This window comes from Chryseobacterium ginsenosidimutans (assembly GCF_024807225.1).
GTDB lineage: Bacteria > Bacteroidota > Bacteroidia > Flavobacteriales > Weeksellaceae > Chryseobacterium > Chryseobacterium ginsenosidimutans.
Map to the genome: position 1 here is coordinate 746,829 of NZ_JANUCO010000001.1, position 25,289 is coordinate 772,117.

20 protein-coding genes and 2 pseudogenes are annotated in these 25,289 nt (G+C 34.3%); 9 read left to right on the forward strand and 13 right to left on the reverse strand.

Annotated features, from left to right (window positions below; all coding sequences use genetic code 11):
- Nucleotides 1–7: 7 nt before the first annotated feature.
- The 13 genes and pseudogenes from J3D55_RS03650 to J3D55_RS03710 all read right to left on the reverse strand — a co-directional run bounded on the left by J3D55_RS03650 (nucleotide 8) and on the right by J3D55_RS03710 (nucleotide 12,002).
- Nucleotides 8–676, reverse strand: a complete 669-nt coding sequence (locus tag J3D55_RS03650) for an NAD-dependent epimerase/dehydratase family protein (RefSeq protein ID WP_259128033.1) — start codon at nucleotides 674–676, stop codon at nucleotides 8–10.
- A 26-nt stretch (nucleotides 677–702) separates the two neighbouring features.
- Complete coding sequence (locus J3D55_RS03655; protein ID WP_259128034.1) at nucleotides 703–1,572, reverse strand: glycosyltransferase; 870 nt, start codon at nucleotides 1,570–1,572, stop codon at nucleotides 703–705.
- An 86-nt stretch (nucleotides 1,573–1,658) separates the two neighbouring features.
- Nucleotides 1,659–2,756 (reverse strand): glycosyltransferase, encoded by a 1,098-nt coding sequence (locus J3D55_RS03660; RefSeq protein WP_259128035.1) that lies wholly within the window; start codon nucleotides 2,754–2,756, stop codon nucleotides 1,659–1,661.
- A 28-nt stretch (nucleotides 2,757–2,784) separates the two neighbouring features.
- Nucleotides 2,785–3,684, reverse strand: coding sequence for a glycosyltransferase family 2 protein (locus J3D55_RS03665; protein ID WP_259128036.1), 900 nt, complete (start codon nucleotides 3,682–3,684; stop codon nucleotides 2,785–2,787).
- Complete coding sequence (locus tag J3D55_RS03670) at nucleotides 3,684–4,784, reverse strand: DegT/DnrJ/EryC1/StrS family aminotransferase (RefSeq protein ID WP_259128037.1); 1,101 nt, start codon at nucleotides 4,782–4,784, stop codon at nucleotides 3,684–3,686. The genes J3D55_RS03665 and J3D55_RS03670 overlap by 1 nt, the downstream gene beginning before the upstream one ends.
- Nucleotides 4,785–5,054: 270 nt before the next feature.
- Nucleotides 5,055–5,606: an acyltransferase gene (locus tag J3D55_RS03675; RefSeq protein ID WP_259128038.1), complete on the reverse strand. Its 552-nt coding sequence runs from the start codon at nucleotides 5,604–5,606 to the stop codon at nucleotides 5,055–5,057.
- On the reverse strand, nucleotides 5,596–6,018 hold the full coding sequence (locus tag J3D55_RS03680; RefSeq protein ID WP_259128039.1) for a sugar 3,4-ketoisomerase: 423 nt from the start codon (nucleotides 6,016–6,018) through the stop codon (nucleotides 5,596–5,598). The genes J3D55_RS03675 and J3D55_RS03680 overlap by 11 nt, the downstream gene beginning before the upstream one ends.
- Nucleotides 6,008–6,409 carry a sugar 3,4-ketoisomerase gene (locus J3D55_RS03685; protein ID WP_259128040.1) on the reverse strand — a complete coding sequence of 134 codons (402 nt, stop codon included), beginning with the start codon at nucleotides 6,407–6,409 and terminating at the stop codon, nucleotides 6,008–6,010. The genes J3D55_RS03680 and J3D55_RS03685 overlap by 11 nt, the downstream gene beginning before the upstream one ends.
- A complete protein-coding gene (locus J3D55_RS03690; protein WP_259128041.1) occupies nucleotides 6,406–7,665 on the reverse strand; it encodes an ABC transporter ATP-binding protein in 1,260 nt (419 codons plus the stop codon). The genes J3D55_RS03685 and J3D55_RS03690 overlap by 4 nt, the downstream gene beginning before the upstream one ends.
- A 31-nt stretch (nucleotides 7,666–7,696) precedes the next feature.
- Nucleotides 7,697–8,545, reverse strand: a complete 849-nt coding sequence (locus J3D55_RS03695; RefSeq protein ID WP_259128042.1) for an ABC transporter permease — start codon at nucleotides 8,543–8,545, stop codon at nucleotides 7,697–7,699.
- A 177-nt stretch (nucleotides 8,546–8,722) separates the two neighbouring features.
- Nucleotides 8,723–9,586, reverse strand: a complete 864-nt coding sequence (rfbA, locus tag J3D55_RS03700; RefSeq protein ID WP_259128043.1) for a glucose-1-phosphate thymidylyltransferase RfbA — start codon at nucleotides 9,584–9,586, stop codon at nucleotides 8,723–8,725.
- 17 nt (nucleotides 9,587–9,603) lie between these two features.
- Nucleotides 9,604–10,683: a dTDP-glucose 4,6-dehydratase gene (gene rfbB, locus J3D55_RS03705; RefSeq protein WP_259128044.1), complete on the reverse strand. Its 1,080-nt coding sequence runs from the start codon at nucleotides 10,681–10,683 to the stop codon at nucleotides 9,604–9,606.
- 4 nt (nucleotides 10,684–10,687) lie between these two features.
- Nucleotides 10,688–12,002 (reverse strand): annotated as a pseudogene (locus J3D55_RS03710) (UDP-glucose dehydrogenase family protein).
- A gap of 220 nt (nucleotides 12,003–12,222) precedes the next feature.
- Here J3D55_RS03710 and rimP point away from each other — a divergent pair.
- The 9 genes and pseudogenes from rimP to bshC all read left to right on the forward strand — a co-directional run bounded on the left by rimP (nucleotide 12,223) and on the right by bshC (nucleotide 25,275).
- Nucleotides 12,223–12,690, forward strand: a complete 468-nt coding sequence (gene rimP / locus J3D55_RS03715) for a ribosome assembly cofactor RimP (protein WP_259128045.1) — start codon at nucleotides 12,223–12,225, stop codon at nucleotides 12,688–12,690.
- A gap of 15 nt (nucleotides 12,691–12,705) precedes the next feature.
- Entirely contained in the window at nucleotides 12,706–13,941 is a 1,236-nt protein-coding gene (nusA, locus tag J3D55_RS03720) for a transcription termination factor NusA (protein WP_259128047.1), read from the forward strand.
- Between the two features lie 77 nt (nucleotides 13,942–14,018).
- A pseudogene (infB, locus tag J3D55_RS03725) lies at nucleotides 14,019–17,049 on the forward strand (translation initiation factor IF-2).
- A gap of 291 nt (nucleotides 17,050–17,340) precedes the next feature.
- Complete coding sequence (locus J3D55_RS03730; protein ID WP_259128049.1) at nucleotides 17,341–18,849, forward strand: TonB-dependent receptor plug domain-containing protein; 1,509 nt, start codon at nucleotides 17,341–17,343, stop codon at nucleotides 18,847–18,849.
- 88 nt (nucleotides 18,850–18,937) lie between these two features.
- A complete protein-coding gene (locus tag J3D55_RS03735; RefSeq protein ID WP_259128051.1) occupies nucleotides 18,938–20,182 on the forward strand; it encodes a SusC/RagA family TonB-linked outer membrane protein in 1,245 nt (414 codons plus the stop codon).
- Between the two features lie 14 nt (nucleotides 20,183–20,196).
- On the forward strand, nucleotides 20,197–21,600 hold the full coding sequence (locus J3D55_RS03740) for a RagB/SusD family nutrient uptake outer membrane protein (protein ID WP_259128059.1): 1,404 nt from the start codon (nucleotides 20,197–20,199) through the stop codon (nucleotides 21,598–21,600).
- 136 nt (nucleotides 21,601–21,736) lie between these two features.
- Nucleotides 21,737–22,696, forward strand: a complete 960-nt coding sequence (locus J3D55_RS22280; RefSeq protein ID WP_310466748.1) for a putative porin — start codon at nucleotides 21,737–21,739, stop codon at nucleotides 22,694–22,696.
- On the forward strand, nucleotides 22,635–23,675 hold the full coding sequence (locus tag J3D55_RS22285; protein WP_310466750.1) for a putative porin: 1,041 nt from the start codon (nucleotides 22,635–22,637) through the stop codon (nucleotides 23,673–23,675). Before J3D55_RS22280 ends, J3D55_RS22285 begins: the two co-directional genes overlap by 62 nt.
- Nucleotides 23,676–23,688: 13 nt before the next feature.
- On the forward strand, nucleotides 23,689–25,275 hold the full coding sequence (gene bshC, locus J3D55_RS03750) for a bacillithiol biosynthesis cysteine-adding enzyme BshC (protein WP_259128060.1): 1,587 nt from the start codon (nucleotides 23,689–23,691) through the stop codon (nucleotides 25,273–25,275).
- Nucleotides 25,276–25,289: the final 14 nt, after the last annotated feature.

Here is a 25,289-nt window from a genome sequence, read left to right on the forward strand (position 1 = left end):
TTTTAATTTAGATATATTTTTCTGCTAAAATTTTTAAATATTCGTTGGGTTCAATCCCGGTGAAGAATTCGTTTGTAATGTCGTCAAAATCTACTTTATAAAAATCTCCTTCATCAGACTCAACATAATTGGCATTTTTTTGAACCTGATCCTGAATTGCTCCTATAATTTCTTTTAAATCATAGTAAAAGGGATAAGCGAAATTAATCGTTTTATTTTTTATAGTAAGGCAATTCGTGCTTAGAAATTTCGGAATATCATCTATATCAAGCAATAATCTTCTTGCTTTGCGGTGTACTTTAAATTCGCTGTTATTGGCAATCTGGTTTTTAAGGAAATTAAATAATGTATTTGGGTTTCCGCCCTTACCAACAATGTTTCCTATCCTTAAAATAAGATAATTGCTGCAATTATTTTTGATAAAGTCTTCAATTTCCAGTTTATGTAATACGTAATGACTGTCTTGTTTCGATTGGTCATTCACGCTTAATGTCGAAAAATAAACCAATTTGCGATTACTATTTGCTTCAATACTTTTTTTCAAAAGCGAAAATTCTCTTTCAAACTCTGAGCTTCTTGTTTCGAGGGAATTAGAGACTCCCGAAGCGAAAAATAAATTCTCTTCGGAGTCTATGTTTTTTAATGAATTTGCAATAAGCCCACTTCCTATGATCATATTCTTATGTTTATTTGCTATAAATTTTAATTCTTTGTGTTTTGTTTTTTATTGATACTTCCGGCGTATCTTATGTAGTTGAAATATTTCTTTGCTATTTCCAAATGATCTTTAAATTTAAGTTTTTTAGGATAAAACTTCAGGGTAAGTAAAATGTTTTTTCTGTTAACAGGATAATATTCAAAAAATTGATATAAAAAACCTAGAAAAGCTTTTTTCTCTGTTGTTGGATCAATTTCTTTCTGAAAATCAGTCTGTATATTTTCCCGCACTTTGATATTTGAGTCTAGCCATTTTTTGTCCAGATTTCCGCCCGAAAAATGCTGGATAAGAATATCATCTACCACATAATTCTGAAGCTTTTCAGAAACTCTCAAGCTAAAATCAAGATCATATCCGTGGAATCCTTTTAATAAATGGTCATTAAATTTAAAATCGAGATAATTTTCTTTTTTTATTCCTAAAAAAACACCGTCAACAGCAAAAACTTTGTTTCTGTTTTGCTTCGTTGTACGGATTGGAAATGATTCGTTATTTTCTTTATTTCCCTGTGAAATATTTACAACATTATATTTTTCTGAAACCGTCCAGCTCGACGGAGCAGAAGGAACGTAAGATGAGCCTGCCACACCGATAATTCCTGTTTGTTTTTGATCTAAATGCGCAAGCAATTTTTGTCCCCAATTCTTGGTTTTAAACAAAATATCTTCATGTGTAAAAAGAAGATAATCATATTGAGATTTTGCAGCACCTTTGTTATAAGCTTCACAAATTCCCATCAATCCGGGATTATCAATCCGGATAATTTCATAAGGCATACCAATTGTTTCTGCGATATTCTTTTCAAGCGCAGAAAAATAATGGGGAAGGTATGAGGAGATGACAATGGAAATCATATTAAACTAATTCATCAATAATTGCAAATATTTTTCCGGCTAGCTTTTTATCGGAATATTCTTCTTCCAATCTTTTATGGATATTTTCACCATAGGTTTGTCTTAAAGTATGATCTTGCATTAGTTTTATAACTTCTGCCGACATTGCATCCAAATCCAAATAAGGGGCAAGAAACTCCATGACCATTTTCTAAGAATTCTACCGCTCCACCACTTTTTTCGAAGGCTACAATAGGTTTTTTAAGTTTTGCAGCAGTAAGCATTACCAAAGGAAACGGGTCTTCACGAGACATCAAAAGGAAAATATCAAATAAATTGATGTAATCGTTGGGTGTTTTATTATGATCAATAAAAATCATATTATTTTCCACCTCTAATTTTTCTGCATCCAGTTTTGCGCATCGTACAGCAGGACTTTTTGAATTTCCTCCGAGATTAATAAATTTAAAATTCAGATCTGTCTTTTGTTTTATTTTTTGCACAAGCATCGGAACCATATCCGTTCCTTTTCTTAATTCCTGAGAGCTTGCAATACCGATTATAAGTTCCTCTTTTTTGATATTGAGTTCGTTCTTAAGACTTCCTTTGTCTTTTTCAATGGTAAGAAGTGTATCTACAAACGAATGAACTGTATTTACTTTTTGAGGATCTGCATTATATTTTGCAATAAGATTATCTGCCACGGCCTGTGAACCGGCAATAATTTTTGTGATATTTGAAATGTTTTCTAAAATAAATTCTTTTGGATAGGTACTTTCTATTCCGAAGCTAAGCTCATGAATCGCGACAATAGTCGGGATGCCTTTTTTGTAGAAGGGTAGCGTCCAAATCAAAGATTCCATGGTATTTCCATAAACTAGATCATATTCATTCTGTAAAAGAGTAGTGGTGACCTTATTTATTTTGTCCTGCTGTGTTTCTTTTTTTCTGAAAACAATAGACTGAACCCTTTTCAGATTTCTTTGTAAAAAAGAAAATGACTGAAGGTGATAATGTGCGACAACAATATTATTTGAAACTTTTGCAAATTCTTCATATAATTCTCCACCTCTTATTAATAAGACATCAATGATATAGTTTTCTTTTTCCTGCTTTAATCTTTTAATTAAATCTAAAACAAGAATGGGAGCGCCCGAAAGAGAGGCTTCATGAGAGATGAATAATATTTTTTTGTTTTTTTCCATTTGTTATTAATAAATTAAAACTTAAATTTTATTTTAGAAATCTGTATTTTAATTTATAGATTTTAGGTGATATTTTATATTTTAGGCAAAAATTTAACCAAGGTTCTTTACCTTTATATGGCTTATATTTTTGATATACTATGTTAAGTTCAGTTTTATTGGTAGATGAAAAATATATTTTTTTAATACTATTATTGAGTTCAGATTTATTTACTAAACTTGTATCATATTTAATTCTGAGCAATATTTCTTCGACAAATACTTGTCTTTCTCTTATTGTAGAAATGTTGTTACCATGTTGCCTATAATAAGCTAATTTGTCAGGTACTAAAGCAAAAAAGTATTTTTCATTAATTCTTAACCACCTGTCATAATCTTCAAGAAGTATATTTTTATCGTACAAACCTGTTTCTGTTATCGCACTTTTACGTACCAAAGCTGTTAATGTAGAAACATAATTTCTTTTTTTTAGAATATTTCTGAATTGATTTTCATTTTGATAAAAATCCAAATTTGCATAATAATCAGTAATAGTTTTATCTTGATTCACAATAAAAGCTGCAGAAAAAACTACAGCAAATTTCTCTCCTTTGTTTTCAAGGGTAGAAAGACTTTTCTCCAGAAACTCAGGGTGAAAATAATCATCGGCTGCAATGATATTTACATATTTCCCTTCCGTCATTTCAACACACTCGTTCAGTGTGGTTGCAAAACCTTTATTTTCGGTATGAAAGTTTGTCTTGGCTGAAACGTTATTTTCCTGAAGCCAATTTTTTGCTGTTTCCGCAGATTTATCTTTTGAAGCATCGTCTGCAACAATAAGCTCCCAGTTTTTATAAGTCTGGTTTTTTATGCTGTCTAAACATTCGGTGATAAATTCCGAATGATTATAAGAAACAACAATAAAACTTACCAAGGGGCTTTCCATTAGAATTTATTTAATAATTCAATTACTTTAGTTATATCTTCATCTTCCATCACAGGAGAAATAGGTAAACTCAAAACTTCATTATGAATTTTTTCACTGATGGGAAACGAAAGATCATTCCATTCTTTGTAAGCCTGCTGTTTATGAGGCGGAATAGGATAATGGATCAATGTCTGAACACCATTTTCCGTAAGATAACTTTGCAAACTATCTCTTTTCTGTGTTCTGATCACGAAAATGTGCCAAACATGTTCTTTTTCATCTTCAGGGTTTTCGGGAAGAATGATTTGAGGATTTGAAACCTCGTTGATATAACGTTTTGCTATGTTTCGTCTGACTGTATTTTCGGCATCAATATATTTTAATTTAACATCTAAAACGGCAGCCTGAATTTCATCCAATCTGGAATTTAAACCTTGATAAATATTAACATATTTTTGATTTGAACCATAATTTGCCAAAGCTCTGATTGTCTTTGTAAGCTCTTCATCATTTGTAGTAATCGCTCCGGCATCCCCTAAAGCACCAAGATTCTTCCCCGGATAAAAACTGAAACCTGAAGCGTCTCCCAGATTCCCTGTTTTTTTACCATTCCATTCTGCACCAATTGCCTGAGCATTATCTTCAATGATTTTCAGATGGTGTTTCTCTGCTAATTTTTGTAATTCTTCCGAAAAAATCGTTCTTCCATACAGATGGACAATTAAAATCCCTTTTGTTTTTGAAGTTATTTTTTCTTCAATTTTATGAATATCGATATTGTAATGCTCAATACCAGGTTCTACCAAAACAGGAACTAATCCATTATCTGAAATTGCGAGAATAGAAGCAATATAAGTATTTGAAGGAACCAAAATTTCGTCTCCTTTTTTCATTACTCCCATTTCTATATAAGCACGAAGGATAAGACGAAGTGCATCTAATCCATTGGCAACGCCAATCGCATGTTCTGCTCCAATATATTCAGCAAGATTTTTTTCGAATTGCTTAAGATCATTACCCATTAAATACCAACCGGAACGGAATGTCTGTAATAATCTGTTTTCTATTTCTTCTTGATGTGTTAAATTGATTTTTTGTAAATCAAGGAACTTAATCATGATAATAAATTTTTTATTTTTTTATTAAATGGTTTTTCTATTACCTCAAAAGCAAATATACTGGTAATAAGTGTAATGATGAACATTGCTGCAGCAAAGGGAATGCCTTTCAAATAAATGCCCATTAAACCATTGTATTTCATTAAATATGTTATAACTAAATAGTGAATCAGATAAAATCCGAAACTTATCTCACCCAAATAAACCAATGTTTTTGAAGATAAATAGATGATCTAAAAAGCAAAGAAGAACCTTAAAGAAGTTAATGGTTTAATCATTTTTCAAAAATTCATCATTTAGGAAATCATAAGAATTACCTTCTTTATCAGTCATTTTTAAATCTAATATTTTTCCTTCAGAAGTAATGTAACCTGTATGTTTTGCGGGATTTCCAAACCAAACCGTATTTGCTGGAATATCTTTTGTCACGACACTTCCTGCTCCGATTAATGAATTTTCACCGATGGTATTTCCTGCAATAACGGTTGTATTTGCACCAATAGATGCTCCTTTTTTTACTAAGGTTTTACTAAATTCTACAGGATATTGTTTTGAACGTGGAACTAAATCATTAGTGAAAGTCACATTCGGACCGATAAAAACATTGTCTTCTAAAGTAACTCCGTCCCAAACCTGAACTCCGGGTTTTATGGTAACATTGTCACCTATTTTCACATCATTTTCAATAAAAACATTACAGTTGATATTGCAATTTTTACCAATTTCTGCACCTATTAACACGACACAGAATTGCCATATCATGGTGTTTTCTCCTATGCTTTCGGTCTGAACATCAGCTAAATTGTGAATTTTATATTTCATTTTGTGTTTTTAAAAATGTGTCATAATCTCTCACATAATCTTGTTCGTTATACGTGTGAGAAGCTAAGACTAAGCAAATTGCCCCTGAAGAAAAATTAATTTCCGAAGCCCAGATTCCGGGTGGTATATGTAACCCGATGTCAGGACGATTGAGGAAAACCTGTCTTTTAAATTTACCATCATCTAAGGAAACCTCAAAGCTTCCGCTTGCGGCAATCAGAAACTGGTGGCATTCTTTGTGGGAATGAGCTCCACGGCTTTCTCCACCGGCAATATCATATAAATAAAATATTCTTTTAACATCAAAAGGAAAGTCTGAGTTGTTTTCAACCACAGTAAGATTTCCTTCATCAAAATTGATTTTACCCAAATCTATAACGCTACAACTAAATACTGAGGGTTTATTTTTCATGGGTAAGCTTTTTAAATTCTTCAAAATCTCTTATATAATCGGCCTCATTGTATGATTGATCGGAAACGATAAGCGCCAAAGAATTGGTTGAGAAATTTTCTAATCTTCGCCAGTACATTTTCGGAATATACAATCCGTAGTATGATCTGTTTAAAGAAAATCTTTGCTCTTCTGTCCCATCATTGATAACTACATCAAAGCTTCCTGAAAGCGCAATAATAAATTCCTGCTGTTCTTTAAAAGCATGACTTCCTCTTACTTCTCCTCCCGGAACATCATAGATCCAATACGTTCTCTTGATCTCGAAAGGAAGCTGATTGGGATGTTGAAAAAAGGAAAGATTTCCTCTTTTGTCATATATCTTGGGAAGTTCAATTATTTTTGGAATCATGGCATTTGTACTTTATAATCAAAATTAGGTCTTGTAATTCCCGGATAAATATGCAGTTTGCTGCCAACTTTTACATTCTCCACTTCAAAGCCGACGAAATTGTCGATATTGAATAAGACTTCTGTCTGATTTTTCCCGAAAATTAGTTTAAAATAATAATTTCCGGCATTTATTAAACCTGCAGGAATGTCAAATTCTACGGTATAATCTCCAACTTTAGAATCATTATCCTCAGTAATAAGTTTTCCTACGTGGAAAATGACAAGCTCTTCATAATTTCGCAATTCGAATGTTGTATCCAGATTGATGTTAGAAATATTATTCTGGAAAGTCAGTTTTACCCTTACTCCGGAATCAATATCGATAAGATCTCCATGAATAGGGGTCACTGAAAATTCTTTTATTCTGATATTATCATTTCCCAAAGCTTTGCTGATATCTCCATTATAATGATAATATGTTGCAGTAGAACTACTTTTTTGATATTCTATAATGGTATTCAGCATGTCGCCTTCATAAGTAAGAGTACCCTGATTGAGAAGAATACCTTTGTTGCAAAGTTCTTTTACAGCAGTCATGTTGTGACTTACAAAAAGGATGGTTCTTCCTTCGCCTTTCGCAACATCATTCATTTTGCCCAAACATTTTTTCTGAAAATCGGCATCTCCAACTGCTAAAACTTCATCTACAATCAATATCTCAGATTCTAAGTGAGCGGCAACAGCAAATGCCAAACGAACGTACATTCCGGACGAATATCTTTTTACGGGAGTGTCAATATATCTTTCAACCCCTGAGAAATCTACAATTTCATCAAATTTTCTTGCAATTTCTTTACGGGTCATTCCAAGAATTGCTCCATTCAAAAATACGTTTTCACGACCTGTCATTTCAGGGTGAAACCCTGTTCCAACTTCTAATAATGAAGCGATTCTTCCGTTGGTATATATTTTACCTGTGGTAGGTTTTGTTACTTTACTTAAAAGTTTTAATAGAGTGGATTTTCCGGCTCCGTTTCTTCCAATGATCCCGACAGCATCTCCTTGTTTAATTTCAAAATCAATATCACGAAGCGACCAAACGTACTCGGAAGTTCCTTTTTTGGTTCTGTCATTTACTTCTCCGATTTTCAGATAAGGGTCTTCTTTTCCTCTTACCTTATGCCAAAATCGGTTAAGATCATGAGATAATGTGCCTGTTCCTACTTGTCCCAGACGATATTGTTTTGATATGTTTTCTGCTTTTAAAGCCAGCATTTTTATTTAATTTGGGAAATTAATAAATTTTTTAAACGGTATCCATGAAGGTTTTTTCAACCTTGTTGAAGATAAATGTACCAATTATTAATAAGATAAGGATAATAAATGTACTAATTATCAGCATTAATGGAGAAAAATCTCCAACACCAAGCCATGCGTATTTGAAACATTCAAAAATACCTGTCAATGGATTGTAAAATGATATTTTTTTTAAGAAATCAGGTAAAGCTGAGGTGGGATAAATAACAGGTGTTGCATACATATACAAGCTGACACCAAATCCTAACAGCATACTCAGATCTTTATATTTTGTGGTTAATGCAGAGAAAATCATTCCTACTCCTAAAGCAAAAAGTGCCATTAAAATAATAAGAAGAGGAGTCGCTAAAATCCATAGATTGGCATGAACTTCTCCTTTTGAAAAATAATATATCCAAGCAATGATAAATAGTAGGAATTGTACCCCAAAACGCATTAAGTTTGAGATTACGATTGATAAGGGGGTAACCAATCTCGGAAAATATACTTTCCCAAAAATAGTAGCATTTCCTACGAATGTGGAAGATGTTCCTAAAAGACAGGAAGAAAAATAATTCCAAAGAGTAACACCTGCAAGATAAAATAATAAGGGTGGTGCTCCGTCTGTAGGAAGATTGGCAATTCTTCCAAAAACTACCAGATAGACAATGGTTGTTAAAATAGGATTAATAAAAAACCAGATTGGTCCTAAAATCGTCTGTTTAAAACTGGATATAAAATCTCTTTTTACAAACATGTAAATAAGATCTTTATATCTCCAGACCTCTTTCAACTTCAGGTCAAATAAAGAATGGTCGGCTCCAATCGTTTCGGTCCACTTTTGTTGTGGTTCATTCATCTGTGTAGAAATTTAATGCAAATTTATAAATAATTAATTGATTCCTAATTTCATGTATTGTGAAACATCATTCACATAAAACAGGAAATTAACAACTAATGTATTAATTTTTGTCAGTACAAACAAAAACTATTAGCCATAAAGCCAATAGTTTTCGAATTTATTAATGTTGATTACTTATTTACGTACCAGTTGTTTCAGGTATTCTCCGTAACCACTTTTTCCGTATTTAATAGCGGTTTCCAGTAATTTCTCTTCGTTGATGAATTTATTTCGGAAAGCAATTTCTTCGATACATCCGATTTTGAAACCCTGTCTCTTTTCGATTACTCGTACAAATTCGGAAGCATCGTTCAGAGAATCGAATGTTCCTGTATCCAGCCAAGCTGTTCCTCTATCGAGAACGCCGACTTCAAGTTTCCCTTTTTGAAGATAAACGTTGTTAACGTCTGTGATTTCCAGTTCGCCTCTCGGAGAAGGCTGAATGTTTTTTGCAATTTCCACAACTTCATTGTCATAGAAATAAAGACCGGGAACAGCGTAATTTGATTTTGGTGTCAAAGGTTTTTCTTCAATAGAAACGGCTTTGAAATCGTCATCAAATTCTACAACACCATATCTTTCAGGATCTGAAACGTGGTAGGCAAAAACAACACCTCCTTCCGGATTTGTCTTGTTTTTAAGCAGAGTTCCCATTTCGGAACCGTAGAAAATATTGTCTCCCAACACCAATGCTGCAGAATCATCCCCAATGAATTTGTCACCTAAAATAAATGCCTGTGCTAATCCGTCCGGACTTGGCTGTACCACATACTCGATATTACAGCCGATTTGTGAACCGTCGCCTAAAAGCTTAACGAATCCTTCCTGATCGTGAGGAGTCGTGATAATTAAAATATCTTTAATCCCTGCCAACAACAACGTTGACAGCGGATAATAAATCATGGGTTTGTCATAAACAGGCATTAATTGCTTACTTACGGCAATGGTAAGAGGGTAAAGTCTTGTTCCGGAACCTCCGGCTAATATTATTCCTTTCATGAATTTTGTGTTTCGTATTAATTATATTGTGTTTCGTAGTATTTCTGGTAATCTCCGCTTGTTACATTCTCCAGCCAGTCTTTGTTTTCAAGATACCAATCGATTGTTTTTCCCAACCCTTCTTCAAAAGTTACAGACGGTTTCCATCCAAGCTCTGAATTTAATTTAGTTGCATCAATTGCGTAACGTTTGTCGTGACCTGGTCTGTCTTTCACATAAGTAATTAATTTTTCTGAATGTCCTTCAGGGTTTCCTAATTTTTCATCCATTTGTTTAATTAATTCTTTTACCAGATCGATATTCTGCCACTCGTTGAAACCTCCGATGTTGTAAGTTTCTCCTGTTTTGGCTTCATTAAAAATCTGATGAATTCCTTTGGCATGATCGATTACAAATAACCAGTCTCTTGTATATTTTCCGTCGCCGTAAATGGGCAATGGTTTTTCATTAAGAATATTAGAAATACAAAGAGGAATCAGTTTTTCAGGGAAATGATTTGGTCCGTAGTTGTTTGAACAGTTTGAAACGATAAACGGCATTCCATACGTGTTTCCGTAAGCTCTCACCAAATGGTCAGAAGCTGCTTTTGAAGCAGAATATGGAGATTGCGGATCGTAAGCTGTTGTTTCTAAAAAGAACCCTGTTTCACCTAAGCTTCCGTAAACTTCGTCCGTAGAAACGTGATAAAATAAGTTTGTTCTTTTCTCATTCGGGAATCTTCCGTGCGTATGATCCGGATTTAATGTCCAGAATTCTTTACAAAGATTCAGAAGATTGGCAGTTCCGTTTACATTGGTGTTGATGAACGCCATCGGATCTGTGATGCTTCTGTCGACATGACTTTCTGCAGCCAGGTGTACAACAGCATCAGGATTATATTTTTCAAAAACTTTTCTAAGTTCTTCAGGTTTTGTGATGTCTGCTTTTTCGAAAACATAATTAGGCTCATTTTCAATGTCCTTTAGGTTTTCAAGGTTTCCCGCGTAGGTAAGCGCATCAAGATTGATGATTTTTGTGTCGGGATTATTTTTTACAAATTCTCTTACAACATGGGAACCGATGAATCCTGCTCCTCCTGTGATAATTATATTTTTCATCTGATTAATTTACAATTGTTTTACGTCCAATACTTTTATAATAGAATCCGTTTTGCTCAGGAATTTCCAACGGATACATATTTCTTCCGTCGAAAATTGCTTTATTTTTCATTTTTTTAGCCATCAATTCAAAGTTCGGATTTTTGAATTCCGACCATTCTGTAGCTATAAATAAGGCATCTGCATTTTCCAGCGCTTCATACATGCTTTTGGCATATTGTATTTTATCTCCAAGAAGTTTCTGCACATTGCTTTCTGCAACAGCGTCGTAAGCAACGATTTTTGCTCCTTTTTTCAATAAAAGATCAATATTGTCCAAAGAAGAAGCTTCTCTGATGTCGTCTGTATTTGCTTTGAAAGCCAATCCCCATAAAGCAATCGTTTTTCCTTCGATGTTTCCGCCGAAATATTTTTCAATTTCTGAAACTAGGATTACTTTTTGGGCAATATTTACGTTTTCTGTCGCTTCTAGGATCTGGAAATTAAAATCTTCCTGCTTTCCTGAGTTGATTAAGGCTTTTACATCTTTCGGGAAACAGCTTCCTCCGTATCCGATTCCCGGGAACAAAAATCGGTGTCCGATTCTGTCGTCACTTCCCATTCCCAGTCTTACTTTATCTACGTCTGCACCTACTTTTTCGCAATAATTGGCAATTTCATTCATAAATGTAATTTTTACAGCTAAAAATGAATTGGCAGCGTATTTCGTTAATTCTGATGATTTCTCATCCATAAATATAATAGGAATACCGGTGTTGGTAAATGGCTGATAAATTTTAGCCATAATATCTTTTGCTTTATCAGAGCTAGATCCTACAACCACTCTCGCTGGATTCATAGAATCTTCAACGGCAAAACCTTCTCTTAAAAATTCGGGATTAGAAACTACGTCGAAAGCGATGTTGGTTTTTGAAGCAATTACTTCGCTCACTCTGTCGGCTGTACCTACGGGAACGGTACTTTTATTCACAACAACTTTATATTCTGTCATCATTTCTCCGATGTCGTTCGCTACTTTCAGTACATAAGAAAGATCTGCAGAAACCGTCTTCTCCCGGAGGAGTTGGGAGAGCAAGATAAATAACTTCGCTTTTGTCTAAGGCTTCTTTTAAATTGGTCGTGAAAAACAATCTCTCAGCTTGGATGTTTCTGAGAAACATTTCTTCAAGATTCGGCTCATAGATGGGAACTACGCCGTTTTTCATACCTTCTACTTTTTTCTCATCAATATCTACACAGTATACTGAATTGCCAAGTTCTGCCAAAGTTGTTCCTGTAACTAACCCGACATAACCTGTTCCTACAATAGTAATATTCAAAATGTATGTTTTTAAAAATTAAGCAACAAAAATAGTAAAAATACAATCATTAAGACCCTTAATTTAATGTAAATAAATATTAACTTATCCTATTGATAATAAGATGTTTTGATTTTTTAATAAAAATTTGTATCTTTGCATTGGATTTACAGAAAATAATGGGAAGGCCTTCGGAAGAAAGCCTTTTTTCGTACAGTAAATCAAAGATTTCAAATAATTTATGGAGTTTAGAAAAAGAATTGAAGAACTATTAAATGAATTCCTTGAAACCAGAAAAGATTTATTTCTTATCGATTTAAAGTTTTCTGCGGGGGATGACATCACGGTGATTTTAGATGGTGACAACGGAGTTTCTTTGCAGGACTGCCTTGATGCAAGTCGTGCTATAGAATTCAATATGGATCGTGAGGAGCATGATTTCAGCTTACAGGTAATGTCGGCGGGATTGAGTGAGCCTCTTGCAACTCCGAGACAGTTTGCTAAAAATTTAGGAAGAGAAATTGAAGTTTTATTAAATAACTCTGAGAAAATTGAAGGCGAATTGGCTAAAGTAGATGAAGAAAAGATTACGCTTATTCTGCGTTACCGCAAACCGAAAGAGGTAGGTAAAGGTAAAGTAGATGTGGAGGAGGAACAAGAAATTCCGCACTCTGAGATTAAAAAAGCATTAGTAACAATTAAATTTTAAAAGAAAAAAGAATAGATGGACAATATAGCGTTGATTGAATCCTTTGGTGATTTTAAAGACGAAAAAGGGATCAGTAAGATTGATCTTATGGCAATTATTGAGGATTCACTGAAGACACTTTTGAGAAAAAGATACGATTCGGATGATCATTTTGATGTGATTGTAAACCCTGATAAAGGAGATTTTCAGATTTTTTTAAATAAAACAATCGTAGACGACGAGATGTCTGAAGACGATGATTTGGAAATCGAGATCTCTGAAGCTAAGAAAATTGATCCTACTTTTGAAGTTGGAGAAGATTTTACAATGGAAATTCCTGTTGCTCAGTTAGGAAGAAGAAATATCCTTACTCTGAAACAGATTTTAGCTACTAAATTGCAGGAGCACAACAATGCAATGTTGTACGAGCAGTTTAAAGACAGAATCGGGGAGATTGTGGTAGGAGAAATTCACCACATCCGTCACAAACATGTGATCTTGCTGGATGATGAAGGAAACGAATTCATTTTGCCTAAAGAAAATCAGATTCCATCGGATTTCTTTAAAAAAGGTGAGAATATCAGAGCTATTGTGGAAACAGTAGATTTCAAAGGTTCAAAACCACAGATTATTATTTCCAGAACTGCGCCTAAATTCCTAGAGAAATTATTAGAGCTGGAGATCCCTGAAATCCAGGATGGTACTATCATATTGAAAAAGGTAGTAAGAATTCCTGGTGAGAAGGCTAAGATTGCAGTAGATGCTTACGACGACAGAATTGATCCTGTAGGAGCTTGTGTGGGTGTGAAAGGTTCAAGAATTCACGGAGTGGTAAGAGAGTTGAAAAATGAAAACATCGATGTTATTCAGTGGTCGAAAAACCCTGAGATCTTGGTGAAGAGAGCTTTAGGAAACGTAACAGTTAATAAAATCGACATCAACGAAGAGGCAAACTATGCATTAGTTTATACTCCGGTTGAAGAGATTTCTAAAGTAATCGGTAAGCAAGGACAGAATATCAGACTGGCTTCTTGGTTGTCAGGATACGAAATTGATGTGTATAGAGAAGCTAGCGAGGATGACGATGTTGATTTGAGAGAATTTAATGACGATATCGAGCAGTGGATTTTGGATGAATTTAAAAAAGTAGGTCTTACTACTGCCAAATCGGTTTTGGATAAAGAAACTGAGAGTCTATTAAATATGGTCGATCTTGAGGAGGAAACTATCGAAGATGTAAAACGTATTTTAAGAGAAGAATTTGAAGATTAAGATTTTAATGAAATTTTAATGAACAGTAAAAAGAAATACTTTAATTTTAAGAATTAAAAAAATAGTAAATAATATAGATGCCAAAAATAAGATTAAATAAAGCGGTTAAGGAATTCAACATTTCGATGTCCAGATTAGTGGAATTTTTACAAGCTAAGGGTATCGAGGTTGAAAGCAATCCTAACGCTCAATTAGAAGAAGCGGCATATTCTGCATTGGAAGCTGAGTTTGCCAAAGATGGCGAGCAAAGAAAAGCTTCCCATGAGGTGGTAATTACTAAAGTTCCGGAAGAAAAACTGGAGATTGAAGAAAAGAAAACACCTGAAGTAATAAGAGCTAAAGCTAATAAACCAGAAACTAAAATTTTAGGTAAAATAGACTTAGAGCCTAAAAAACCTGAAGTGGAAGAAATTCCGGTTGCTCCTGCAGCGGCACCTGTTGTTGAAGAAAAGAAAAAAGAAGAAGAAGTGAGACCAGCAACACCAGAGCCGGAAGTAAAGGCAACACCTGAAAAACAGGAATTTAAAGTTCTGGATAAAATAGATTTGTCTCAAATAGAATCTAGAAATAGACCAACTAAAAAAGATAAACCTAAAGTGGAGGAGAAAAAAGCAGAGGAAAAACCTATTGAAAAACCAGTAGCAGCACAGCCTGTGAAGGAAACTCCGAAACCGGTTGTTGAGCAGCCCGTAGCTAAGCCTGTTGAGGTGAAAGCCGAGCCTCAAAAACCAGCTGTTGAGGAACCACAGGAACCTCAAAAAATTGAAACTGTGTATCAAAAACTTGACGGTCCTAAGATCGTCGGAGAAAAAATTGATTTAACACAATTCGCACCTAAAGGAGCCGGAGCGAAGAAGAAAAGAAAGAGAATTGAAAAACCTGGAGGTAACAACCAACAAGGTGGAAACAATAATCAGCAAGGCGGAAATAACAACAACAACCAAGGTGGTGGACAAGGAAACCGTCCTCCAGGGCAAGGTGGTCCTCAAGGAAACCGTCCTCCTGGTCAAGGTGGGCAAAACCGTCCTGGTGGTCCTCAAGGAAACCGTCCTCCTGGTCAAGGTGGTCAAAACCGTCCTGGTGGTCCTCAAGGAAACAGACCTCCTGGTCAAGGCGGACAAAACCGTCCTGCAGGACAAGGTGGTGGAAACCGTTTTGGAAACAACAACAGACCTGGGCAAAGAACAATGCCTGTTGAATTAACAGACGAGCAAGTTAAAAACCAGATCAAGGAAACCCTTGAAAAATTAACAAATAAAGGAGGTAAATCCAAATCTGCTAAACACAGAAAAGATAAGAGAAACTTCCGTAGAGAACAAGACGAGCGTCAGCAAGAAATTGATGCGCAAGACAGAACATTAAAAGTAACGGAATTCATCACGGTTGGTGAATTGGCGAGTTTAATGAACGTGTCTCCTACAGAAGTAATTTCTGCTTGTTTCTCATTAGGTGTAATGGTTACCATGAACCAAAGATTGGAAGCTGATACTTTATTATTGGTAGCAGACGAATTTGGTTATAAAATCGAATTCTCTGATGCAGATCTTGGAGAATCTGAAGCAGAAGAAATTATTGATTCTGAAGAAGATCTATTACCAAGAGCTCCGATCGTAACAGTAATGGGACACGTAGACCACGGTAAAACTTCATTATTGGATTACATTAGAAAAACTAACGTAATTGCAGGTGAATCTGGTGGTATTACACAGCATATTGGTGCTTACAACGTGAAATTGGAAAACGGTCAAAGAATTACATTCTTAGATACTCCGGGTCACGAAGCCTTTACTGCGATGAGAGCGAGAGGTGCACAAATCACGGATATTGCAATTATTGTAATTGCTGCCGATGATGATGTGATGCCTCAAACGAAAGAAGCTATTTCTCACGCACAGGCTGCAGGTGTACCAATGATTATTGCAATCAATAAAATTGATAGACCGGGTGCCAATGCGGACAATATTCGTCAGCAACTTTCCGGAATGAATATTTTGGTGGAAGAATGGGGTGGAAATGTTCAGGCTCAGGAAATTTCAGCAAAATTCGGTAACAATGTAGATACGTTATTAGAAAAAGTATTGCTTCAGGCAGAAATGCTTGAATTAAAAGCTAATCCTAATAGAAACGCACAAGGTGTTGTTATTGAAGCATCGTTGGATAAAGGTAGAGGATATGTGGCTACCATGTTGGTACAGTCAGGAACTTTAAAAGTTGGAGATTATGTATTGGCAGGTAAAAACCACGGTAAGGTAAAAGCAATGCTTGACGAAAGAGGTAGAAGCCTTCCGGAAGCGGGACCTTCAATTCCTATCACTATTCTAGGTCTTGATGGAGCTCCTACTGCAGGGGATAAATTCAAGGTTTATGAAGATGAAAGTGAAGCTAAAACGATCGCTAATAAGAGAGAGCAGCTTCAGAGAGAACTTTCTATCAGAACTAAGAAACATACTACACTTGAAGAATTGGGTAGAAGAATTGCTCTTGGTGATTTCAAAGAATTAAACATTATCCTTAAAGGTGACGTGGATGGTTCTGTTGAAGCATTATCAGATCAGTTACAAAGACTTTCTACTGCTGAGATCAACGTAAATATCCTTCATAAAGGTGTTGGACAGATCACTGAATCTGACGTTAACTTAGCGGCTGCTTCAGATGCAATCATTATCGGATTTAATGTAAGAGCTGGTGCCAATGCAAAAGATCTTGCGGATAAAGAAGAGATTGAAATCAGAAACTACTCTGTAATCTACGCCGCTATTGAAGAAGTGAAAGAAGCAATGGAAGGTATGCTTTCTCCTGAAATTAAAGAACAGGTAATCGGTAGTGTTGAAATTAGAGAAGTATTCAAAATCTCTAAAGTTGGTACAATTGCCGGATGTATGGTTCTTTCAGGAAAAGTTGCAAGAAATTCAAAAGTAAGAGTCTTGAGAGACGGTATCGTTAAATTCGACGGAGAAACTTGAAAGCTTGAAGCGTTTCAAAGATGACGTAAAAGAAGTAACAAAAGGTTACGAATGCGGATTGAACCTGAAAGGCTATAATGATATCGAACAAGGTGATATTCTTGAAGTTTACGAAGAAGTTGCTGTGAAGAAAAAGTTGAAATAATTCAATTTTTGATATAATATAAACCACTCTTGAAAAAGAGTGGTTTTTTTGTGTAAATAAATTTAGAATTATTCTAAATAGTTTTTTAATAATTATTTAATAAACGTTAAAATTGAAACTAAATAGCTATTATTTATTTTAATTAATTATTATTAAATTTAATATATAAATATTGTTAATTTTGCTTTTTTTGATTTAATATGTGTTAAAATATTATAAAAAGATATTAATGTGAAAAAATTGCGAGTGTTAAAATTTATTAACATATTTGTTATTCTTAAATTTATTAATATGAATGTGAAATTAAGTGTATTAAGTGCAGGTGTGTTGTTCTTTATAGGAGGACAAACAGTTTTAGCACAAAAAGCAAAGCAAGATACCGTAAAAGAGCAACAGATTGAAGAAGTTGTTATGGTAGGCTTCGGGCAGAAAAGAGCTGTTACAGAATTAACGGGAGCTGTTGGAACTATTAAATCAGATGCAATTGAAAATGTTCCGGTAGCATCGGTAGATAAAATGTTGCAAGGAAGAGTTTCTGGTGTACAAACAGGGAACGCTTCAGGGCAACCTGGTGGATTTGCCTCTGTAAGAGTTAGAGGTATTGCTTCGGTAAATGGAGGTGTTAATCCTATTTATATTGTAGATGGAATTAGAGTTACTTCAGGAGATTTAACTAGAGGGGCAATTACTGCAAATGCATTGGCAAACCTAAACACAGATGATATTGAAAGTATGACTGTGCTTAAAGATGCGGCTTCTACCGCTATATACGGAGCTGATGCAGGAGCTGGTGTTGTGATTATTACCACTAAATCAGGTAAAAAAGGCAAGCCTAAAATTAGTATCAATTTTGAACATGGTACTAATTCAAGAGCAATTGAAGGTCAAAGAGGTTTGAATACTGATCAATATAGATATTTATTATCATATACATTTGCTAATAACCCTGCTGCATTAGGTGAAACGGCTCCTTTTACTCCACAACAGTTTATAACCAATGCGGTTAATGGTGATTATGGGGCAGATCTTCAAAATATTTATACAACAACTAATAATACCGATTGGAGAAAAGCCTTAAGCAGAACGGCATACCAACAATCTATTAATGCATCTATTAGTGGAGGGAATGATAAAGTTACATATTACAATTCAGCAAGCTATTTTTTACAAGAAAGTGAAATAAAAGGTTCCGATTTCAAAAGAATGTCTTTCACAAGTAAAGTAAATTATGATGCGTCAGACAGATTGAAGATTGGTTCAGATATTCAATTGGCTTACAGTAGAATTAATACACTGAATAATGGTGGAGCTTTTGCAAACCCGATTTTAACAGAGCTATTTGCTAGACCAACAGATGCGGCTTATAATGCGGACGGAAGTTACAATTTGGGAACAGCCGGAAGATTGAGTAACAATTTATTCAATAACGCATATCTGGCGGATCATAATTATTACAGAGCTGAAACAGCAAGAGTTTTTGCAAATTTAAATGCTGACTATAAAATTCTAAAGAATCTGACATATAGATTCGTTTTAGGGGGAGAGTTTTTGAATGTTGAAAATAATACTTACCTAAATCCCGTTCATGGTGATGGCTATCAGGTAAACGGTAGAAAAACAGAATCAATTGAAAGATTTTTCAATTGGAACTTACAAAATATTTTAAGTTATAACTTTAAAGTTGGAGAGAAAAATAATTTTGATGTACGTTTGATTCAAGAAGCATATCAAAGACAAAATCATGCTGTAGGAGCAGGTGCTACTTCAGTAGGTTTCTCCAACATTAGAGTCGTTAAGTAATTTTGTTAAACCTGCTTCATTTTTAGGAGAAAGAGGTAAAAGTTCAAGAACAGGGTATGCTGTGGCTTTCAATTATAACTTTGATAAAATGATTACATTTGATGCATCATATAGAAGAGATGCATTATCAAACTTTACCAGAGATCAGAAATGGGGAGATTTTTACTCTGTTGGTTTAGCTGCTGATTTGGCAAGAATTGATTTTATAAAGAATCTCAATCAGATTTCATTATTCAAGCTAAGAGCTTCTTACGGTAAAGTTGGAAATCAGATTTCTAGTAGTCCTTATTCATTGTATGCTTTTACAACAAATTATAATGATTTAGCAGCTGCAACTTATGGAGGAGTATATAATCCTGATTTAAGATGGGAGAGTATTAGTCCTTTAAGTGTAGGGATTGATGCAGGTTTATTTAAGAATAGATTGACTTTCACTGCTGAGTACTATAGCAAGAAGACAAATGATTTAGTTTTTGGTCAACCGCTTTCGTTAGCTCAAGGATTAGCTTCGTATGATGTAAATGTAGGTTCATTAGTTAATAAAGGATGGGAGTTTACTGTAAATGGTGAAATTTTTAATAATGATAATTTCTCTTGGTCATTAGGAGGTAATTTCAGCACATTAAAAAATGAACTTACCGAACTTTACGGAGGTCAAGATATTATTTCGGGTTCAACAATTCTTAGACAAGGGGAAGCAGTTGGAACATACTATATGAGAAAATGGGCTGGAGTAGATCCTTCCAATGGAAATGCTCTATGGTATAAAAACGGTATGGATGGAGAAACAACTTCGAATTATAATGATGCACAGCTGGCTGTTCAAGGTAGTAACTTTGCGAAATATTATGGTGGTATTAATACTAGAGTAGCATACAAAGGATTTAGTTTAGAGGCTTTAGCAACTTACGGTTTTGGAGGAAAAGTTATCAATGACTGGGCTAATTATACACAGTCAGATGGACAATATACTTATAACTATGCTGGGTCAACAGATCAACTTGATTTTTGGACTCCACAAAATCCTAATGCGGCAAATCCAAAGCCAATCTATAATAATGCAACTTTATCAAATAGAATATCAACAAGATATTTATCTAAAACAGATTATTTCAGATTAAGTAATATTAAAATTGGGTATAAGTTTAACGCTAATATGCTTAAAGGAAGCGGAATGACTTCATTTGAAGTGTATGTACAAGGAAATAACATCTGGACTCATCTGTATGACGATACTTTAAGGTTTGATCCCGAAAATAATTTAACTACTACAAATAACCTTAACTTACCAATACAGAAAACGTATTCATTAGGTTTTAACCTGCAATTTTAAAAAAGAAGATAAAAATGAAAAATAGTATATTAAAATATGCATTCATATGCATGTCTGCAGGAACAGTATTAACATCTTGCAGTGATGATTTTGTCGAAACAGAATTTTTTCAGTCAATCGAACAGAGACCTCTTGTATCAATTGAGGAATTAGAATCTACCGTAAGAGGGCAATATAATGCAATGAGGAGTGCATCGTATTATGGATGTGATTTTCCTATGATTGCTGAAGTCAGAAGTGATAATATGTTTTCTAATAATGCTAGTGGTTACTACAATACTGTAAGTAACTACTCTATGGTATCAAATGACGCTTACGCATCTGGACCTTATACACAAATGTATAGAGTAGTAGCTTTGGCAAATACAGTAATAAATAATCAACCGGCAACTCCGCTTACTTGGAAGTCAAGTGCCGATCCTGCGGTTATAACAGCTAAGGCAAATTATCTAAAAGGTCAATCGTATGCAGCTAGAGCATTAGCTCTTTTTGATGCTTTAAGATTGTATGGACAAGAATATGCTGGTGGTACACTTGGTGTTGTTACTCCTACAAAATATGATCCAACAGCACTTCAGGCAAGATCATCAGTGGCGCAAACTCGTACTCAAATTGAAAACGATTTTGATCAGGCTATCGCTTTAATGAGTCCGACATTGGATGGAACAGATAAAACTGTATTAAATACAATATCGGTAAAAACTTTAATGACAAGGTATTATCTTTACAAGGGGGATTATCTTAGAGTAAGAACTCTTGTTAATGAGATTGTTGCTGCAAACAAATATTCAGTAATCGGAAGAGGAGACTATGCTAATAGCTTTAGAAGTACTTCTGCACAAAACTCCATGTTTGAATTAGCTATCGGGACATTAGGGGACTTAGGGACTACTTCTACGTCATACAAGCTTTTAGTTGCTCCCAATGGATATGGTAATATGAAGGTTTTAACGGCACTTAGAACATCTTATAATACTAATGATATTAGATTGTCAGGTATCAGTACTGCTTTGGTGTTGACGGGCAAATATATTAATACCTTTGATAATATTAAGTTAGTTAGATATGAAGAAGCCTTGTTAAATGGAGCTGAAGCTGAATTAAATCCAGGAGGGACTGCAAGTAAGGCTGTAACTTATTATAATACTATTTTACAAAATAGAATATTAAATTACACTCCTGTTACTTCTGTAACTCTTAATGATATTTATCAAGAAAAAAAGAAAGAATTTGTAGGAGAAGGATTTGGGATGTTTGACCTTTTAAGAAGAGGACAGCCAATTACTCAGAGAAATACTGCGGGAGCTGCCGGTACAGTAAGAAATATTGGGAATAATTTATTAGCTTTCCCAATTCCAAGAGTAGAGGTTAATGTTCCTGGAACTCCTGTTGTTCAGAACCCTGGATACTCAAATTAATAATCTAAAATATTTATGAACCCCGCATACTCAATGCGGGGTTTTTTATTCCCCATTATTTCTTATTTTTGCTGTACAAAATTTGAAATGAAAACTATTTGGTTGGAAAGTTCATTTTGTATAATATAATTAGCACATGAAGTACATACTTTCAATAATATTTTTCCTCAGTCTCACGGTGCATGCACAAGTCGTAAATAAAACCGACTTCAACAAGCTTCCGAAGAAAGACGAAGACACTTTGGTGATTGATTCCGGGAAAAAGGATTCCTTAAAAATATTTAAACCGACGATTAATGATTATCTCTATCAGACACAATTTTCAGAGAAAAAGGTGTTTGATACGGTGATGACTTTCGACAAAACGTATATTTTTTCTCAGTACAATAATAAAGACAACTTTGGAAGAGCTCAGTTTGCGAATATTGGAGCAGGTTTCAATCCTTTATCTTTTGAAGTGAATGCAGAAGAAAACTTGGCTTTATTACCAACTAACAAAGCCTATGGAATTCTGGGAGTTAATGACATTCATTATTATGATGTGAAAACCCCGACCGCAACTTTCATTTATCATAATGCAATGAAAAACGGGGCGGCTTTGAATTCCACTTACACTCAAAATATAGGTAAAAGATTCAATTTTGCTTTAGAATATACAGGATTGCGTTCTCAGGGAATGTACAGAAACTCTTTAGCTGCTAATAACAAAACATTGTTTTCCGGACATTATGTTTCCAAGAGTGGGAATTATGAGTTGTTTGCGCATTATTTGCACCAAAATGTAAACAATCAGGAAAATGGAGGAATTGCAGTTGACAGTCTTTTCCAAAATGGGGACAGCAACTCCAAAAACAGACTGAATATGCAGGTGAATTTGGCTTCGTCAAGTTCGCAATTTTCTTACAGAAGATATTATTTGACGCATCAGTTTACACCATTTAATCCGGAAAAATATCCTTTCAGAATCAGACATACGATTTCTCATCAAGGAAATAAATATTATTACACCCAAAACTCACCGGAAACTTTTTGGTATGCTGCCGAAGCAGAAACTGGTTCCGAATGCACCTCTTACCTCAAAAAAATATTCAGATAATTTCAGCAATACGGTAAGTTTGGTTTGGGATAATGAAAAATTTAAACTAGATGCAGGTCTTCGTTATCAGATGATAAAAATGGGAGCCAACGAAATTGTTCTACCCCTGTTACAAATTCCTACAGAAATTAAAGAAAGCAGAATCGGAGCCGTTGGAAATTTACAGGTCAAGCTTTTTGATAAAATTCAGTTAAATTCATTCTTAGAATTTTCAAATGGAAGCCAGTTCGGAACTTACATGAAAACAACGAATAATCTGAAATTTGAACCAATTAAAGATTATTTTGTCAATGCAAAAGTGAATTTCCAGAGCGCTTATCCGTCGTTTAATTATTTGTTGAATACTTCGATTTACAACAATTACAATTATTATCTTCAAAATGCCGAAAACCAAGCTATCACAGAAGTTGGAGGAAGTATTAATCTGAAATGGTTCAAAACAGAATTGTTTGCCAATTATTTCAGAATTGATAATTACACCTATTTCGATGTGACGGCGACGCCGAGACAAAGCGCAAATCCGGTGAATATTTCTCAAATTGGAGGTGATGCAACATTTAGTTTCAGAAGCTTTCACTTAAACACAAGAGTGCAGATTCAGAATGCGTTGACGAACAAAGATCTTTTGCCAATGCCGAGTTTCATCGGTCGTGCCAACTTCTTTTATCAGGCAAAAGCGTTTAAAAATGCTGCCGAAGTTCAGGCAGGAATAAAAGTTTATTATTTCTCAAAATTTGCGTCGAGAGAATATTTCCCGATTCTTAACGAATATATATTACCAAATGCCGGTTCATTTTCAATTGGCGGACAACCGATCGCCGATGTTTATTTTAACATGAAGGTTAAAAAAATGTTCTTCTTTATCGAAGGACAACAGATCGGAACTATCTTTTCAAATAATCAGGCATATGCATTTCCAAGTTACCCGGTTTATGACTTCAGGTTAAACATTGGAATTGTTTGGTATTTGTTCAACTAAAATTAAATCAAAGTTGAAAACTATAAATAAAATAGCATTTCAGGATATAGAAAGTATTCCTCAATTAATAAAGGATTTTTTGAATCATAAAATTGAGGGTTTTGAAGAAAGCACATTTTCTTTAGATAATTTTGAAAAACAAATTCATTTAAAGCAAAATTCTTTCACTTCAAGTCAGAGAAATATTTTGTCGAGTACTTTAGAAAGGCAGCTTTCGGGTCTTAAACTTTCGTCGAAACAAACGGAAAACATAGATCATTTAAGGTTTCCGAATACATTTACGATTACAACCGGTCATCAGTTGAACCTTTTTTCCGGGTCTGCTTTTTTTGTGTATAAAATTTTACAGACGATTAAAACCTGTACGTATTTAAAGCAAAATTTCCCCGATTTTAATTTTGTTCCTGTGTATTGGATGGCTTCCGAAGATCACGATTTTGTGGAAATCAACCATTTTAAAACGGAGAATAATTATTACGAAATCAATGGGAAATCGGGTGGAGCAGTTGGAAGAATAGAAATAAACGATACTTTTTTCATTTCTGAATTTGAGAAGGAATTTAAAGATTCTATTTTCGGAACGGAGCTGATTTTAATGGTAAAAGAAGCCTATAAAGTTGGAAATACTTTAACGGAAGCTATTAAAACCTTAGTTAATCGTCTGTTCTCAGAATTTGGTTTGTTGATTCTTGACGGAGATTCAAAAGAGCTTAAAAATCAAATAAAAGATACTTTCAAAGACGAACTTTTGAACTTTAGCTTACATAAAAATTCAAAAGAAAAAGTAGATTTTCTGACGAGAAAATACGGAAAAGTTCAGGTGAATCCGCGTGAAATTAATCTTTTCTATTTATCTGAAACAAGAGACAGAATAGATTTTGACGGTCAGAAATATATCATTGTTGATAAAAATATCCATTTCACGAAAGAAGATATTTTAAATGAACTGGAAAATTATCCTGAAAAATTCAGTCCGAATGCATTGATGCGTCCTGTTTATCAGGAAACGGTGTTGCCGAATCTGGCTTACATCGGGGGAAATGCCGAGATCATGTATTGGCTTGAATTGAAAGATTATTTCACAAAGATCAATATTCCGTTCCCCGTTTTGATTCCCAGAAATTCAATGTTGTTTTTAAAGGAAAAGACTTTAGGGAAAATTGAAAAACTTGATCTTAACATTGAAGATTTCTTCCAGAATTTTACAGCAATTACCAACAGTAAAATCTTAGAAGACAATATCATTTTTAATGTATTGGAAGAAAAAGAAAATCTCTTATTAAATCAATTTTCTGAATTAAAGACAATTGCCGAAACCACAGAAAAATCTTTCGGGAATATGGTAAAAGCGGAAGAAGTAAGACAGTTGAAGTCTTTCAAAAGAATGAAAAAACGTCTTCTTCATGCAGAAAAAATAAAGAAAAGCGAATTGTTAGAAAGACTGGAAAATCTGTTTTTAGATGTACATCCTTCTAAGAATTGGCAGGAAAGGGTTTATAATTTTAGCGTATTTTTTGCAGATGAAGGATATGCATGGCTTGAAACTTGTTTAGAAGAAATGCAAATTGAGGAGTCAAAACTAATTATAGTTGCCATTTAATTTTAAAGAAGTAT